This is a genomic window from Frankia sp. AgB32 (assembly GCF_023243045.1).
GTDB lineage: Bacteria > Actinomycetota > Actinomycetes > Frankiales > Frankiaceae > Frankia.
This window is the reverse complement of sequence record NZ_JALKFX010000084.1, coordinates 24,212-38,722: the sequence shown is the minus strand read 5'-3', so window position 1 is coordinate 38,722 and position 14,511 is coordinate 24,212. Positions and strand designations below refer to the sequence as shown.

At 74.2% G+C, this 14,511-nt stretch carries 13 protein-coding genes and 1 pseudogene; 5 read left to right on the top strand and 9 right to left on the bottom strand.

Translation table 11 applies throughout. The features are described 5' to 3' along the window. The first annotated feature begins 181 nt into the window (after nucleotides 1–181). Nucleotides 182–1,444: a serine--tRNA ligase gene (serS, locus tag MXD60_RS20500; protein ID WP_248820949.1), complete on the top strand. Its 1,263-nt coding sequence runs from the start codon at nucleotides 182–184 to the stop codon at nucleotides 1,442–1,444. Here the strand turns inward: serS and MXD60_RS20495 are convergent. The 6 genes from MXD60_RS20495 to MXD60_RS20470 form a co-directional block, all read right to left on the bottom strand. Beyond that, entirely contained in the window at nucleotides 1,417–2,412 is a 996-nt protein-coding gene (locus tag MXD60_RS20495) for a phytoene/squalene synthase family protein (RefSeq protein ID WP_248820948.1), read from the bottom strand. The genes serS and MXD60_RS20495 overlap by 28 nt on opposite strands. 72 nt (nucleotides 2,413–2,484) lie before the next feature. Then, nucleotides 2,485–3,444 (bottom strand): VWA domain-containing protein, encoded by a 960-nt coding sequence (locus tag MXD60_RS20490; RefSeq protein WP_248820947.1) that lies wholly within the window; start codon nucleotides 3,442–3,444, stop codon nucleotides 2,485–2,487. Beyond that, nucleotides 3,441–4,523, bottom strand: a complete 1,083-nt coding sequence (locus MXD60_RS20485; protein ID WP_248820946.1) for a DUF58 domain-containing protein — start codon at nucleotides 4,521–4,523, stop codon at nucleotides 3,441–3,443. The genes MXD60_RS20490 and MXD60_RS20485 overlap by 4 nt, the downstream gene beginning before the upstream one ends. A gap of 40 nt (nucleotides 4,524–4,563) precedes the next feature. Next, nucleotides 4,564–5,670: an AAA family ATPase gene (locus tag MXD60_RS20480; protein ID WP_248820945.1), complete on the bottom strand. Its 1,107-nt coding sequence runs from the start codon at nucleotides 5,668–5,670 to the stop codon at nucleotides 4,564–4,566. A 126-nt stretch (nucleotides 5,671–5,796) separates the two neighbouring features. Beyond that, entirely contained in the window at nucleotides 5,797–7,308 is a 1,512-nt protein-coding gene (crtI, locus tag MXD60_RS20475) for a phytoene desaturase family protein (RefSeq protein WP_248820944.1), read from the bottom strand. Nucleotides 7,309–7,371: 63 nt separating this feature from the next. Then, on the bottom strand, nucleotides 7,372–8,433 hold the full coding sequence (locus tag MXD60_RS20470; RefSeq protein WP_248820943.1) for a polyprenyl synthetase family protein: 1,062 nt from the start codon (nucleotides 8,431–8,433) through the stop codon (nucleotides 7,372–7,374). A 23-nt stretch (nucleotides 8,434–8,456) separates the two neighbouring features. On the opposite strand from MXD60_RS20470, the gene MXD60_RS20465 reads away from it, so the two are divergent. Together MXD60_RS20465 and metF are read left to right on the top strand one after the other, a co-directional pair. After that, nucleotides 8,457–9,164, top strand: coding sequence for a DUF4097 family beta strand repeat-containing protein (locus MXD60_RS20465; protein ID WP_248820942.1), 708 nt, complete (start codon nucleotides 8,457–8,459; stop codon nucleotides 9,162–9,164). A gap of 171 nt (nucleotides 9,165–9,335) precedes the next feature. After that, the gene (gene metF, locus MXD60_RS20460) at nucleotides 9,336–10,232 is read left to right on the top strand and encodes a methylenetetrahydrofolate reductase [NAD(P)H] (RefSeq protein WP_248820941.1); all 897 of its coding nucleotides are present in this window, start codon (nucleotides 9,336–9,338) and stop codon (nucleotides 10,230–10,232) included. A gap of 14 nt (nucleotides 10,233–10,246) precedes the next feature. Here the strand turns inward: metF and MXD60_RS30430 are convergent, their stop codons facing one another. Both MXD60_RS30430 and MXD60_RS20450 read right to left on the bottom strand, forming a co-directional pair. Next, nucleotides 10,247–10,627 carry an RNA-guided endonuclease TnpB family protein gene (locus MXD60_RS30430; protein ID WP_248820952.1) on the bottom strand — a complete coding sequence of 127 codons (381 nt, stop codon included), beginning with the start codon at nucleotides 10,625–10,627 and terminating at the stop codon, nucleotides 10,247–10,249. 389 nt (nucleotides 10,628–11,016) lie between these two features. After that, nucleotides 11,017–11,262: pseudogene (locus MXD60_RS20450) on the bottom strand (hypothetical protein); the annotation flags it as partial. 74 nt (nucleotides 11,263–11,336) lie between these two features. Between MXD60_RS20450 and MXD60_RS20445 the strand changes: the two are divergent. Together MXD60_RS20445 and MXD60_RS20440 are read left to right on the top strand one after the other, a co-directional pair. Beyond that, the gene (locus tag MXD60_RS20445; RefSeq protein ID WP_308222548.1) at nucleotides 11,337–12,056 is read left to right on the top strand and encodes a CDP-alcohol phosphatidyltransferase family protein; all 720 of its coding nucleotides are present in this window, start codon (nucleotides 11,337–11,339) and stop codon (nucleotides 12,054–12,056) included. A 280-nt stretch (nucleotides 12,057–12,336) separates the two neighbouring features. Beyond that, on the top strand, nucleotides 12,337–12,936 hold the full coding sequence (locus MXD60_RS20440) for a molybdopterin-binding protein (RefSeq protein WP_248820940.1): 600 nt from the start codon (nucleotides 12,337–12,339) through the stop codon (nucleotides 12,934–12,936). 45 nt (nucleotides 12,937–12,981) lie between these two features. On the opposite strand, the gene MXD60_RS20435 is transcribed toward MXD60_RS20440, so the two are convergent. Beyond that, entirely contained in the window at nucleotides 12,982–14,508 is a 1,527-nt protein-coding gene (locus MXD60_RS20435; RefSeq protein WP_248820939.1) for a phytoene desaturase family protein, read from the bottom strand. Nucleotides 14,509–14,511: the final 3 nt, after the last annotated feature.

Sequence of the window (14,511 nt, the reverse complement as noted above, 5' to 3'; positions counted from 1 at the left end):
GTTCTGGCGGGGCGCCACCTGGGCGCCGCCCCCCGCCGGGCCCGGCGGGCGGGGGGGCTGCCCGGGGGGGCGCCGGCGCCGCCGGCGACGGCTGGTAGCGTTGCGGGAGGATTACAGGACACGCGTTTCCAGGACACGCGTTTCCAGGACACGGAACCAACCAGGGGCGCTGACGCGATTCATGCTCGACAAGCGGTTCATCCGGGAGAACCCGCAGGCCGTGAAGGACGCGGTCGCGGCAAAGGGCATTGACCTGGATGTCGACGAACTCCTGCAGCTCGAACAGGACACGCGCAAGCTGCAGTTCGAGGTCGACGAGGCCCAGGGGCGGCGGCGCAGTTTCGCCAAGCAGTTCGCGAAGGCGGACGAGGCCCGGCGCGCTGAGCTGCGGGTCGAGCAGGAGGAGTCCGACCGCCAGCTGAAGGCCAGCCGCGAGCAGTTGGCGCAGACCGGCGCCCGCTTCGCCGAGCTCATGCTTCAGACGCCGAACATTCCCTGGTCCGGCGCGCCGGTGGGGCCGGACGAGGCGGCGAACGTCGTGCTGCGCACGGTCGGCACCCGCCCGGAGTTCGACTTCACCCCGCTGGACCACACCGAGCTCGCCGAACGGCGCGGCTGGGCCGAGTTCGCCCGGGCCCGCAAGGTCGCCGGGGAGCGGGCCTACGCCCTGGTCGGTGACCTGGTCATGCTGGAGCGCGCGGTGCACTCCTACGCGCTCGACCTGCTGCGGTCGAAGGAGTTCACCCCGGTCGCGGTGCCCGCGCTGGTCCGTGAGGAGCCGCTGGTCGGCACGGGGATGCTGCCGAAGGCGCGGGAGGAGATCTACGCGATCCCCGCCGACGACCTGTACCTGGCCGGCACCGCCGAGGTCGCCCTGGTCGGTCTGCACGCCGGGGAGATCCTCGACGCCGACCGGCTGCCGGTCCGCTACGCCGGCATCTCGCCGTGTTTCCGCCGGGAGATCGGCAGCGCCAGCCGAGACGTGCGCGGCCTGCTGCGAGTGCACCAGTTCGAGAAGGTCGAGCAGTTCGTGCTCTGCGCCGCCGACCCCGAGGAGTCGGCCCGCTGGCACGCCGAGCTGCTCGCGACCGCCGAGCGCATCCTGACCGACCTCGGGCTGGCCTACGAGGTGGTCGAGTGCGCCACGGGTGACATGGGCGTCGGCAAGTTCCGGATGAACGACATCAACACCTGGTTCCCGTCGCTGGAGCGCTACCGGGAGACGCACAGCTGCTCGACGCTGCACGACTGGCAGGCGCGGCGGGCGAACCTGCGCTACCGCGAGGCCGACGGCACCATCCGCTTCGCGCACACCCTGAACAACACCGCGGTGGCCACCCCGCGGCTGCTCGCGGCGCTGCTGGAGAACTTCCAGACCGCCGACGCGCAGGTGCGGGTGCCCGAGGTGCTGCGGCCCTACCTGGGTGGCCGGGCGCTGATCTGAGCGCCACCGCGATGGCGGCGGTGCTCGCGGGTGGCCCGGACCAGCGCCGGGCCGGCCACCGCGAGGCGCCGCGGGGTGGACACCGACACCCGGCGCTCCAGCACCCGGTAGTCGGCCCGTTCCACCTCGTCGAGGATGGCCCGGTAGAGCACGAACGCCGTGCGCATGCAGTCCCGTGAGGTGGGGTGCAGCAGCCGGATGCCGGGCTCGGCGGCGCGGAACAGCTCGCGGGCGCGGCTGATCTCGAACGCCAGCAGCCGGCGGACCGGCCCGTCGACCACGCCGGCGGCCAGGTGTTCCCGGCTGACGCCGAACAGGTCCAGTGACGTCGCCGGCAGGTACACCCGGCCGCGGCGCAGGTCCTCGCCGACGTCCCGGATGAAGTTCGCGAGCTGGAAGGCGAGGCCGAGGTCGCGCGCGTAGGCCAGGGCGCTGTCGTCGACCGGTTCGAGCACCGGCACCATCTGCAGGCCGATCACCGCCGCCGAGCCGTGCATGTAGACGAGCAGGTCCTCCCACGTCGGGTAGCCGGTGACGGTGAGGTCCATCGTCATCGAGGTGAGGAACGCCCGGAAGTGGTCCGGGTCGAGCGCGAAGCGGCGGATCGTGTCGACCGTCGCCGGCAGCACCGAGACCCCGTCCGCCGGGGTCCCGACCGCGCCGGTGAGCTCGGCGTCGCCGGTGTCGGCGGACACCCCGTCGCGCAGGGCGGTGAGGAACCGGTCGCCCCAGCCGCGCAGCGCCTCGGCCCGCTCGGCGGCGGAGAGCTCCGAGTCGAGGTCGTCGACGATGTCGTCGGCGTGGCGGGCGAAGCCGTAGAGCGCGTGCACGTACGGCCGTTTCCACGCCGGCAGCAGCAGCGTCGCCAGAAAATAGGTGCGACCGTGCGCCGCGTGCAGGGCCCGGGCCCGGGCGTAGGACGCGCGCAGCCGCGCATCGGTGATCCCGGCGGCGTCAAGCTCCCTCACGTCGCCGCAGCGTAGCCGGCGGTCCGAACGCGACCGCGCGCGGGTCGGTCGCCGGCACAGGCAGTCGGGAGCTCAGGGCAGTCGGGAGCTCAGGGCCAGCGAACTGGCCGCCGCAGCGAAGCCCAGTGCCAGGGACAGGCCGAGGAACCAGGTGGTGACCTCCCGGTACTCCGTGCGGTAGCCGATGGAGCTGCCCAGGCCCTTGTAGACCGAGCGCAGCTCGTCGCCGCTCGCGGCCCGGTGGTAGGAGCCGTCGGTCTGGTCGGCGATGTCGCGCAGCGCCTCCTCGTTGACGGGCACCGGTACCTCCTGCCCGCCGACGTCGAGCGTCCCGCCCGCGGTGCCGTAGGCGATGGTGTCCACGGGGACGTGCGCCTTCTTGGCTGCCTCGACGGCCTGCGCGTTGGGCCGTCCGCGGGTGGTCTCACCGTCGGAGAGCAGGACGATCGCCGCGGGCGGGGGGCTCTGCCCCGCCTCGGAGAACCGCTTGCCGGCCGTGGTGATCGCCTGCAGGGACGCGAAGACGCCCTCGCCGATCGCGGTGGCCGGGCCGAGCTGCAGGCCGCGGATGCCGGCGCGCACCGACTCGCGGTCCGTCGACGCGGGCACCAGCACCGTGGCGCTGCCGGCGAAGGACACCAGCCCCAGGTTGATCCGCGGCGGCAGCTGGTCGACGAACGCCTGGGCGCCCTGCTTGGCGGCCTCCAGCCGGTTGGGGGCGATGTCGGTCGCCGCCATCGAGTTCGACACGTCGACGGCCAGAATGATCGTCGCCCGTTCCCGGGGGACCCGCTCGGCGCGGGCCGGGCGGGCCAGCGAGAACACCAGCCCGGCGAGGGTCAGCAGCAGCAGGGCCGCCGGCACGTGCCGGCGCCACCACTGCGGCCGGCGCGGCAGCACCGAGGCGAGCACCGCGGTGGACGACAGCCGCGCCGCGTAGACGCGCCGCCGCGCGGACATCACGACATACGCGGCGAGCAGTGCGGCGACGAGCAGGTACAGCCACAGCCAGTGGCCGGCGAGAAAGCTCACCGCGACCACGCCCGTCCCGACCGCGCCGCCGCGGAGCCGACGGCCATCTCGGTCGCTGGGGCGCTGCCCGCCCGCGCTGTGCCGCCGCCGGGGTGCGCGCCGGCCGGCGGCCGGCGGCCGGCGCTGCGCCCGCGCCGGTTCGCCGACGCGAAGCGGACGATGTCGACCAGCCAGTCGGAGTCGGTGCGCAGGACCAGGTGGTCGGCGCCGGCCCGGCGCAGCGCGGCGGCGACCTCGCGGCGATGGGTGGCGGCGGCGGCCGCGTACCGGTCCCGGAACCTGCGCGACGACGTGGGCACCTCGAGCAGCGCGCCCGTCTCGGCGTCGACGACGGGCAACAGGCCGACCGAGGGCAGGGTGAGCTCCAGCGGGTCGAGAATTTCCACGGCGAGCACCTGGTGGCGGGCCGAGAGGACCCGCAGCGGGCGTTCCCAGCCGAAGTCGGTGGACTGGAAGTCGGAGATGACCACCGCGAGGCCGCGGCGGCGCGGCGGGCGCAGCAGGCCCTGCACGGCGGCGGCGAGGTCGGTGGCCGCGCCCGGGTCGGGCCGGCGCCGCGGCCGGTCGTGCGCGCCGCGGGGGGCGGTGAGCAGGACCCGCAGCAGCGCCCGCAGGCCGTCGCGGCCGGGCCGGGCGGGGATGGTGCGCAGGCCCGCCGGGGTCAGGGCGAGCGCGCCCATCCGGTTGCCGGTGCGGGCGGTGAGGAAGCCGACGGCGGCGGTGGCGGCGATCGCCAGGTCGCGTTTCCGCATGTTTCCGGTGCCGAACTCGGTGCTCGCGGTGAGGTCGACCAGAGCCCAGGTCTCCAGTTCGCGGTCGGCGATGAGGTCGTGGACGTGCGGGACGGTCGTGCGGGCCGTCACCGCCCAGTCCATCCGGCGCACGTCGTCGCCGACGGTGTACTCGCGGCTCTCCGCCTTCTCGCTGCCGTGGCCGGGCAGCAGCCCGAGGTGGTCGCCGAGCAGCAGGCCGTCGAGGCGGCGCAGGACGGTGAGCTCCAGGCGGCGCAGCGTGCGCTGCACCGACGGATCGGTGCCCGGCGGCCCGCTCGCCGCGGGCGGCGCCGCCCCGGTGGTCATGCGGCCTCCGTCGTCATGAAGCCCGAGGTCGACAGAGAGGTCAAGAGATCGGTCCGCGGTCGAGGTACTCCGGGAAGCCCGAGTTCGGGTTCGTTCCCCAGCCGGTGGTGTGCGGGCCGGTGGCGTAGGGGCTCTGCTGGCGCGGCGCGACCTGGGGTGGCTGCACGGCGCCGAGGATCCGCGCGGCGATCGCGTCCGCGGTCAGCCCCTCGGCGAGCGCCTCGTAGCTCAGCACCAGCCGGTGCGGCAGCACGTCCAGGGCGACGTCGGCGACGTCCTCGGGCACGACGTAGTCGCGTCCTCGCAGCAGGCCCAGCGCGCGGGCGGCGGCGACGAGGCCGAGCGAGGCGCGCGGCGAGGCGCCGTAGGCGAGGTGACCGGTCAGTTCCGGCAGGCCCGCCTCGGCCGGGGCGCGGGTGGCGAGCACGAGGCGCACGGCGTACTCGATGATCGCATGGTGCACGAACACCTCGTCGGCCCGGCCCTGGAGGCGTTCCAGCACCGTGGGGCCGAGGACCCGCTCCGGCGTCGGCGGTGAGACGCCCATCCGCCGGACGATCTCCAGCTCCTCGGCGGGGCTGGGGTAGGGGACGGTGACCTTCATCAGGAAGCGGTCGCGCTGCGCCTCGGGCAGCGGGTAGACGCCCTCGGACTCGATCGGGTTCTGGGTGGCGAGCACCAGGAACGGCCGGGGCAGCTTGTGGGTGGCCCCGCCGAGGGACACCTGCTTCTCCGACATGACCTCCAGCAGCGCCGACTGGACCTTCGCCGGCGCCCGGTTGATCTCGTCGGCTAGCACGAAGTTCGCGAACACCGGCCCGAGCTCGACGTCGAACGCCTCCTGGGTGGCCCGGTAGATGCGCGCCCCGACGATGTCCGAGGGCACCAGGTCGTTGGTGAACTGGATCCGGACGAACGACCCGCCCACCACCGTGGCCAGTGTCTGCACCGCCAGCGTCTTCGCCACCCCCGGCACGCCCTCCAGCAGGCAGTGCCCGCGGGCGAGCAGCGCGACGAGCATGCGTTCGACCATCCGGTCCTGGCCGACGATCACCTTTTTGATCTCGAACAGGGCGCGTTCGAGCAACGCCGCGTCCGAGGTGGTGTCCGGTACGGCGAGGCCGGCCGGGCTGCGCCCTTCGTCCATGCCGGTATTCTCCCAGCCGCATCGCGAAACCGGGGACCAAAGGACTAGGCACGGCTCGGTCCGAAGGCACTTCTAAGCCGCTGTTCAGGAACTTTCGGTGTTCTGGCGGCGAATTCGGGTGTCTGGTCAGCGCAGTGCGCGCGAGCGGTAACGCCGATCGGGTCCGAGGATGCGTTCGGCGGCCAGCCGACCGGAGATCAACACCATCGGGACGCCGACGCCGGGGCGGGTGCCGCTGCCGGCGAACACCACGTTCGCCAGCCCCGGCGCCAGGTTCGCCGGCCGGAACGGACCGGTCTGGCGAAGCGTGTGCGCGGCGGCGAACGGCGCGCCGGCCGCCATCCCGCGCGCCCGCCAGTCCGCCGGGGTGGTGACCCGTTCGACCTCGATGGCGGCGCCGAAACCGGGGTAGCCGCGCCGTTCGCAGGTGGCGACGACCTCGTCGCGGTAGCGCTCGCGCAGCACCGACCAGTCCAGCCGGGCGGTGAGGTTCGGCGTCGGGAACAGCACGTAGTAGGAGTGGGCGCCGGCCGGCGCCAGCGCCGGCTCGCTCCGGGACGGCGTGCTGACCAGGAAGGACGGGTCGCTCATCAGCTCGCCGCGGTCGATGATCTCCCGGAAGGTCCGCCGCCACGCCCCGCCGAAGTGGATGGTGTGGTGCGCCGCGTCCGGGTAGTCCACCCGGGCGCCGGCGAGCAGCAGGAAGCAGGACGGCGAGTACCGCAGCCGGTGCACCCGGGCGGGCGTCTCCGTCGGCGGCAGCAGCTCGGCGTAGGCGATCGGCAGATCCGGGTTGAGCACCACGGCGTCGGCGGCGACCCGCTCACCGGCCGCGGTGTGCACCGCCACCGCGCGACCCCCGTGGACCTCCACCCTGGTCACCGTCGTGTCGTAGCGCAGCGTCACGCCGTGCTTGGCCGCCGCGCCGGCCATCGCCTGGGCGACCGCGTGCAGCCCGCCGGTCGGGTGGTACACCCCGGCGACACAGTCCATGTACGAGATCACCGCGTAGAGGGCCAGCGCGTCGTGCGGGGCGAGCCCGGCGTACATCGCCTGGAAGGAGAACATCCGGCGGGTGCGCGGGTCGCGTAGGTACCGGTTGACCACCGGGGCGAGCCGGCGGAAACCGCCGAGCGCGGCGAGCCGGGCGAGCTGCGGGCGCAGCAGCGCGACGGGTGAGTCGACCTGCGCGTCGATGAAGTGCGTCAGCTGCGCGCGGAACATCGCCGTCACCAGCGCGACGTACCGCTCGAATCCCGCGGCCTCCGCCGGCCCGCACAGCGCCCGGATCTCCGCCGCCGTGTCCGCCGGGTCGGCGCGCACGTCCAGTGACGAGCCGTCGGCGAAGAACGCCCGGTACATCGGGTCGAGCCGGGCGAGGGTCAGCCACCGGTCGAGGTCCTCGCCGACGCAGTCCAGCGCGTCGGCGACCAGCTCCGGCATGGTGAGCACCGTCGGACCGGTGTCGAACCGGTAACCCCCGACGGACAGCAGACCGGCCCGGCCGCCCGGCACCGGCTCCCGTTCGAGCACGGTCACCCGCCGGCCCGCGCCGGCGAGGCGCAGCGCGGCCGACAGCCCCGCGAAACCGGCTCCGACGATCACGACATGGTCGGTCGGGCCCTGCACCGTTCGCATCAGCTGTCCATCCCTCTGCTGTCGGCCCTGCTGCTCTCGATGTGCCTGCTGTCGGCCGGATCGTCAATGTGCCCGCGCCGTGGCGGCGATCGCGAGCCCGGTGAGCGCGTCGCGGGTGATCTCGTCGAGATCGCTGGCCGCCAGCGCGGCCAGCGCCGCGGCGGTGTCGGCGGCGATCCGCTCCTCGGCCGCGGCCAGCGCGCCGCAGGCTGTGATCAGCTCACGGGCCCGCTCCACGGCGCCGGGCGGGGACGGTAAGCCGACCAGGGCCCGCAGCCGGGTCGCGGTCGCCGGGTCGGCGTGGTGAAGAGCCAGGGACAGCAGCGCGTTCGGCCGCCCGGCCCGCAGGTCGCTGCCGACGGGCTTGCCGGTGACGGCCGGGTCGCCGAACAGGTCCAGGACGTCGTCGCGGAGCTGAAACGCCGCGCCCAGCGGGCGGCCGAACTCGGCGTAGGCGGCCAGCAGGCCCGGTCGCGGGCCGGCGAGCACCGCACCGAGCTGCAGCGGGCGGATCACGGTGTAGCCGGCGGTCTTGTACTGGGCGATCCGCGCCACCCGCCCGCCGTCCGCCCGCGCCCGGCCGGTGTCGTCGACCGGCGCGCCGGTGAGATCGAGGTACTGGCCGGCGACAAGCTCCCCGCGCATCCGCGCGTACGTCGGCCAGGCCCGCGCGAGCGCCCCGGGCGCCAGTCCGCTGGCCATGAGCAGATCGTCGGCCCAGGTCAGGAACAGGTCCCCGAGCAGGATCGCGGCCGAGCGGCCGAACCCCTCCGGATCGCCGGGCAGGGCTTCGTCGCGGTGCAGCGCGGCGAGGCGGCGGTGCGCGCTGGGCTGGCCGCGGCGCAGCTCCGAGCCGTCCATGACGTCGTCGTGCACGAGCGCGCAGGCGTGTAGCACCTCCAGGGAGGCCGCTGCCCGCACGATCTCGTCACAGTCCGGGCCGCCGGCGCCGCGCCAGCCCCAGTAGCAGAACGCCGGCCGGACCCGCTTGCCGTCGCCGAGCAGCACGTCCTCGGCGACCCGGACGAACGGGGCGAGGTCGGCGTCGATGCCGCGCAGCGCGTCGCCGCGGGCCGCGGCGAACCGGCGCAGCACGGCGGACACCCGCGGGCGCGGATCGGTCATCGGCGGCCGGGGTACCGTGCGGTGTGCCTGGCTTCGACCTGTCCGCGTTCGACACGGTGATCGTGCTGGTCGCCGTGCTGCTGCTGGCCGCCGCGCTGGGCGGACTGTCCCTGTTGCGGCTGCCGCCCGCCGAACTCGTCCACACCGTTGACGGTATCGACGCCGTCGAGGTCATGGCGGCCGCGGGTCGGATCGAGGTGGCGCAGCGCGACCGCGCGGACGTGCGGGTCGAGCTCACCGTTCGGCGCCGTCCCGGCCGCGCCGCCCCCGTCGCGACCACCGCGGGCTCGCGGCTGCGGATCGACGGCCGGCGCAGCGACATGCGCGTCAGACTGACGGTGCCGCCCGGCACCCGGGTACGCGCCGAGGTCCAGACCGGCGAGATCACCCTGTGGGGCGTGCGGGGAGAGCTGGCTCTGGTCACCCTGGACGGCACGATCGCCGGCCGGGAGCTCGGCCCCGGCCCGGTCGCCGCCCGCAGCCGCGGCGGCGACGTCAACCTGCACTTCGACCAGGCGCCCGGCTCCGTGCACGCCCGCAGCGACTCCGGCCTGGTGACGGTGATGGTGCCCGACGGGGAGTACGGCGTGCAGGTCGAGGCGGGCGATCCGCGTGGGGTCGACCTGGGGCTCACCCCGGTGCCGGGTGCCGCGCGCCGGGTGGTCGCCCGCACGACGTCCGGCCGGGTGCGGGTCGGCCATGCCGCGCCGCTCGGCCCGCTGCCGATCTGACCGATCCGGGCGGCCCGGCCGTGCCCGCCGGGCCGGCTGATCCGGTGGAGCTGGCCGTACGTGCGGATTCGGCCGGACCCGGCCGCGGCCGGGCGCCGCGGGGCCGGCGCGGGCGGCGTCGCGGCCAAGGCCCGTCCGTGAGTGTGGTCCTGTTCCGGCTAGTCTCGTCGCATGACGGCGGTACCGAGTGTGAGCGCGAAACCGACGACCATGGCGGAGTTCCTCGCTTCGGGGCACCCGTCGTTCTCCTTCGAGTTCTTCCCGCCCAGGACGCCCGACGGCGAGCGTCAGCTGTGGACCGCCCTGCGGCAGATCGAGGCGCTGCGCCCCTCGTTCGTCTCGGTGACCTACGGCGCGGGCGGCTCCAACCGGGAGGGCACGATCCGGGTCACCGAGCGGATCGCCACGGAGACGACGCTCACCCCGATCGCGCACCTCACCGCGGTGAACCACTCCGTCGCCGAACTGCGCCAGGTGATCGGCAACTACGCCGGCGCCGGCGTGCGCAACGTCCTCGCGCTGCGCGGCGATCCCCCCGGCGACCCGCAGGGCGTCTGGACGGCCCATGAGCAGGGCCTGGAGTACGCCGCGGACCTGGTGCGCCTCGTCCGCTCGGTCGGGGACTTCTGCGTCGGGGTCGCGGCCTTCCCGGACAAGCACCCCCGCTCCGCGGACCTCGACTCCGACGCCCGCCACCTGGTCGCCAAGTTCGACGCGGGTGCCGACTACGCCATCACCCAGTTCTTCTTCGGCGCCGACGACTACTTCCGCCTCGTCGACCGGGTCCGGGCCCTGGGCTGCGACAAGCCGATCATCCCCGGCATCATGCCGGTGACGAACGTCGCGCAGATCGTCCGGATGGCCCAGCTCTCCGGCGCCGCCTTCCCGCCGGCGCTGGCCGACCGGCTCCAGGCCGTCGCCGACGACCCCGCCGCCGTGCGGGCGATCGGCCTCGAGGTGGCGACCGAACTATCCCGCACGCTGCTCGACGGCGGCGCTCCCGGGCTGCACTTCATCACCCTGAACCGGTCCAGCGCGACCCGGGAGATCTTCCAGGCGGTGCGTTGACATCCTCGCCGCTCTCAAGAACGGCGAACCGCCTGGTTGTCGCGAATGACGGTCGTGGAGAGCCTGTGCTGCCAGTCCAGACGGGTATCGGCCACCCGGACGTGAGCCCTGGCGACTTTCACGACGGCCTTCCTGCGCCGGTTACTGCCCTTGGCCTTACGGGACAGGGCCTGCTGCAACCGCCTGAGCTTGCGGGCCGCGCGGCGCAGGAACCTCGGCGCGGTGACCTTCGTGTCGTCGGACAGGACCGCGAAGTGGATCAGGCCCAGATCGATGCCGCTCTCGGAGTCGACCGGCGGCAACGTCTCGTCCTGCCGGGTCTCCGCGACGAACGAGACGAGGTACCGCCCGGCCGCATCCTTGATCACAGTGACCGAGGAAGGTGCGGAGGGCAGGCTCCGCGACCAACGGACCCGCAGATCCCCGATCTTCGGCAGCCGCAGGGGCGGCCGTTGCCGAGGACCGTGAACCGGGAGTTCTTCGTGAACCGGATCGCCTGACGATTGTCCTTACGGGACCGGAACCGAGGCGGCGCCAGCCTGCGGCCCCTATGCCTGCCGGTGATCGAGGCGAGGAAGTTGCGGTAGGCCACCGTCAGATCCGCCAAAGCCTGCTGCAACACCGCGCTGGCCCGCAACACGGTAGCGCCGGCGGCGGACCGCACCGGTCGTACGGTCTCTCAGTCGTCCAGGTCCCGGTCGTCCAGGTCTCGGCCGTCCAGGTCCCGGTCGTCCAGGTCCCGGTCGTCCAGGTCTCGGTCGCGGCCGAGGCCCGGACCCGGCGCGTCGTGATCGTCGTAGGCGTCGAAGACGCAGAGCAGCCATTCGTCGCGGAACGACTGCTCGCGCACCAGCGCGAAGCCCGCCTGGTTCGCCGCGTCGACCACCGCGGCGACCAGGCCGAGGTCAAGGGTGTTGAAGACCGGGGTGATCCGGACCGCGAGGATCACCTGGTCGCGGTGCGGCGCGAAGATCGTCTCGGCGTCGAGGTCGGCGAAGGTCTCCACCACGCCGGCTGGCTGCTCGTTCACATCACTCCTGTCATCGGACCCGCGCCTCGGCCTGCCCGCCCGGACGGTGGCGAATCCCGTGGTCGGAGTACCAGGTGACTCTACGTCCCGGCACCATGGGCGGTGTGCGTAGCCCGGTGCCGAACCGCGAGACCTATCTGGCCCGCTGGGCGCAGCTGCACGGCGGCTACGACCCGGCGAGCGGGCTGTGGCTGGTGCGCGCCTGGCTGGTGCTGATCCACCGGCTCGCGAGCCCCTTCGCCGCGCTGCGGGTGCCGCCCTCGGCGATCACCGCGGCCGGTGTGGCGCTCACGGCGCTCGCCGTGCCGGCGGCCGCCGCGGGCGGGCGCTGGCCGCTGCTCGGCGTGGCGGCGCTGGCGCTCGGCGGGCTGGCCGACAGCGTCGACGGCGCGGTGGCGGTCCTCACCGACCGCGTCAGCGCCTGGGGCTACGTGCTGGACTCGGTGGCGGACCGCTGCGGCGACGCGTTGTGCCTGCTGGCGCTGTGGTGTCTCGGTGCCTCCGCCGGGCTGGTCGTCTCGGCCGGTGTCGCGCTCGGTCTGCTGGAGTACACCCGGGCGCGGGCGGGTTGCGCCGGGTTTGCCGAGATCGGCGTGGTGACGGTGGGCGAACGGCCCACCCGGCTGATCGTCGCGGGGTTCGGGCTGGCGGGCGCGGGGGTCGTGCCCGGGTGGGCCGGCGGCGTCGTCAGCGCCACCGCGGCGGCGACGCTCGCCGTCGCCGCGATCGGTCTCGGCCAGCTCATGGTTACCGTGCGCGCGGCGCTGGCCGGGTCCGACCGATCCGCCGACTGATCCGCCGACTGGCTCGCCGGGCGCCACCGCGTCGCCGCGCACTGCCGTGCACAGTGTTCGGCCGCTTTCGCCGGGCGAGGCATCTATTTGTGTACTGAGTATTTTCTGATCGCTACGGCCAGGAAAACTTCTTCTGTTCCGTAGAAGCGGATGAAAAACTAGTACCAGCCCGAAGGTGCGGAGGTATTGCTACGATTCGGCCGTAATCTCGGTCGCCCAACGGTCGCGATGGCGCGATCCGTATCCGGCGGTCCCTGCCCTCCACGAAGGATTCGGGAAAATGCTGTCGAACATCGCCCGCAAACTGTCCCCGTCGCGCGTGGTCGCGATCGTCCTCGCTCTGACCGCGGCCGTCATCCTGAGCCTGCTGCCCACCTGGCGGGCGCAGGCGGCGACCCCGACCCCGACCCCCGCCGTCGAGGCGGCGGGCAAGACCACGCTCGGCCAGCCCGGGCGGGTCCTCCTGCTCGGCCGGATCGCCCATCCGCTCCGCCTGACCGTCGCCGACCTCGCCACCAAGTACCCGCAGCACACCCAGACCGTCACCTTCGCCAGCTCGGCGGGCCAGCAGACCCACACCTACACCGGCCCGCTGCTCTACGACGTGCTGCAGGCGGCCACGCCGTCGTTCCGCGCCGACGTGAAGAACGACGCGCTGCGCTACGCCGCCGTCGTGCACGCCAGCGACGGCTACGAGTCCGTCGTGTCCTGGGGCGAGATCGACCCGGGCTTCGCGGGCTCGGAGAGCCTGCTCGCCGTGACCGAGGACGGCGCGTCGCTCGCGACCACCGGGCCCCGGCTGACCGCCCCCGACGACACCAAGGGCGGTCGCTACGTCAGCGGCGTCACCACCGTCGCCCTGGTGCGGGTCGGCCAGTAGGGCACCAGCCCCGCCGCGGCACTCGCACGGGCTCGTCGGGCCCCCTCAGGCCGGCCCGACGAGCCCGGCGACGATCTGCGCCGACCGGACGACCAGCGGCAGGCCGCCGCCGGGATGAGCCGAACCGCCGACGTGGAACAGCCCGGGCACGGCGGCGGCGTTCGGCGGGCGCAGGAACGCCGCCCGCACGCCGTTCGACGACGAGCCGTAGATCGACCCGCCGACCGCGCCGGTGCGCCGTTCCAGGTCGGCCGGCGTGATCGTCTCGTACCAGCGCAGTCGCGGCCGCAGGTCGAATCCGCGGGCCGCCAACAGGTCGAGCACCTGGCGCGCATACCCGTCGGCCAGGCCCGGCCGGTCCCAGTCCAGGCCCTGACCGAGCGTCCCGGCCTTCCCGAGCGTCCCAGCCTTCCCGGGGGCCCCAGCCTTCCCGAGCGGTACGTGCGGCGGGGCGTTGACCAGGACGAACACCGCCTCGGCGCCCGGCGGCGCGCAGGCCGGGTCGGCGGGGGAGCTGAGGTAGATCGCCGGGTCGACGGCGAGGCGGCCGGCGAAGACCGCGTCGAACTCGTCGTCGTAGTTCGCCGGGAACGTCACCGTGTGGTGCCCCAGCCCCGGGGTGCGGCCCGACAACGCCAGCAGCAGCACGAACCCGGACATCGACGGCGTGGCGCGGCGTACCCGGCGGCGGCCGGCACGATCCGCGACGAGCCGGCCGTAGAGCGCGGCCGCGTCGACGTTCGCGACCACGACGTCGGCGGGCAGCAGCCGGCCGTCGACGAGGCGTACGCCGTCCACCCGGCCGCCGGGAGTGCGGGTCACCGTCAGCACCCGGGTGTCGAGCAGGAACCGGGCGCCGCGCTGCTCGGCGCGGTCGGCGAGGGCCGCGCCGAGACGACGCAGCCCGCCGGGGACGTACCAGCCGCCGAAGTGCCGTTCGGCGTGGACGACCGACACCAGCGCGGCCGGCGCGCGCCGCGGGTCGGAACCGGAGTACGTCGCATACCGGTCAAACAGCTGGCGTAGCCGCGGGTCACGCAGCAGGCCGCGGCCGAGCCCGCGCAGGGTGCGCCCGGGGGCGACCGTGGCGAGATCCGCGGGCCGGGCCGACGCGAGCCGGGCGAGGCCACCCACCCGCACCGGTCGCGACAGGAACGGCCCGTCGGCCGCGGCGAAGACCCGGGCCGCGCGGGCGGCCCCCCGACGCCAGTCACCGCCGGCGCCGCCACCGAGGCGGGCGTCGAGCTCGGCGGCGAAGGCATCGTCGTCGGCGTGCGCGGCGAGCCTGGTGCCGTCGGCGAACCGGTAGGAGGCGATCGGGTCGAGCCGGCGCAGCTCCAGCACGTCGCGCAGCGGGCCGCCGGTGGCGGCGAACAGCTCCTCGAACACGCCCGGCATGGTCAGCAGGGACGGTCCGGTGTCGAAGCCGAAACCGTCCCGCTCGTACCAGCCGAGTTTCCCGCCGACCGCCGACGCCTGTTCGCAGACGGTGACATCGTGCCCGGCCGCGGCGAGACGGGCCGCCGCGGCCAGGCCACCCACCCCGGCGCCGATCACCACCACGCGGGTCACGAC

Coding starts and splice junctions, on each gene's coding strand:
- serS (WP_248820949.1), top strand. CDS start 182: ATGCTCGACAAGCGGTTCATCCGGGAGAACCCGCAGGCCGTGAAGGAC.
- MXD60_RS20485 (WP_248820946.1), bottom strand. CDS start 4,523: ATGACCACCGGGGCGGCGCCGCCCGCGGCGAGCGGGCCGCCGGGCACC.
- MXD60_RS20480 (WP_248820945.1), bottom strand. CDS start 5,670: ATGGACGAAGGGCGCAGCCCGGCCGGCCTCGCCGTACCGGACACCACC.
- crtI (WP_248820944.1), bottom strand. CDS start 7,308: ATGCGAACGGTGCAGGGCCCGACCGACCATGTCGTGATCGTCGGAGCC.
- MXD60_RS20470 (WP_248820943.1), bottom strand. CDS start 8,433: ATGACCGATCCGCGCCCGCGGGTGTCCGCCGTGCTGCGCCGGTTCGCC.
- metF (WP_248820941.1), top strand. CDS start 9,336: ATGACGGCGGTACCGAGTGTGAGCGCGAAACCGACGACCATGGCGGAG.
- MXD60_RS20440 (WP_248820940.1), top strand. CDS start 12,337: ATGCTGTCGAACATCGCCCGCAAACTGTCCCCGTCGCGCGTGGTCGCG.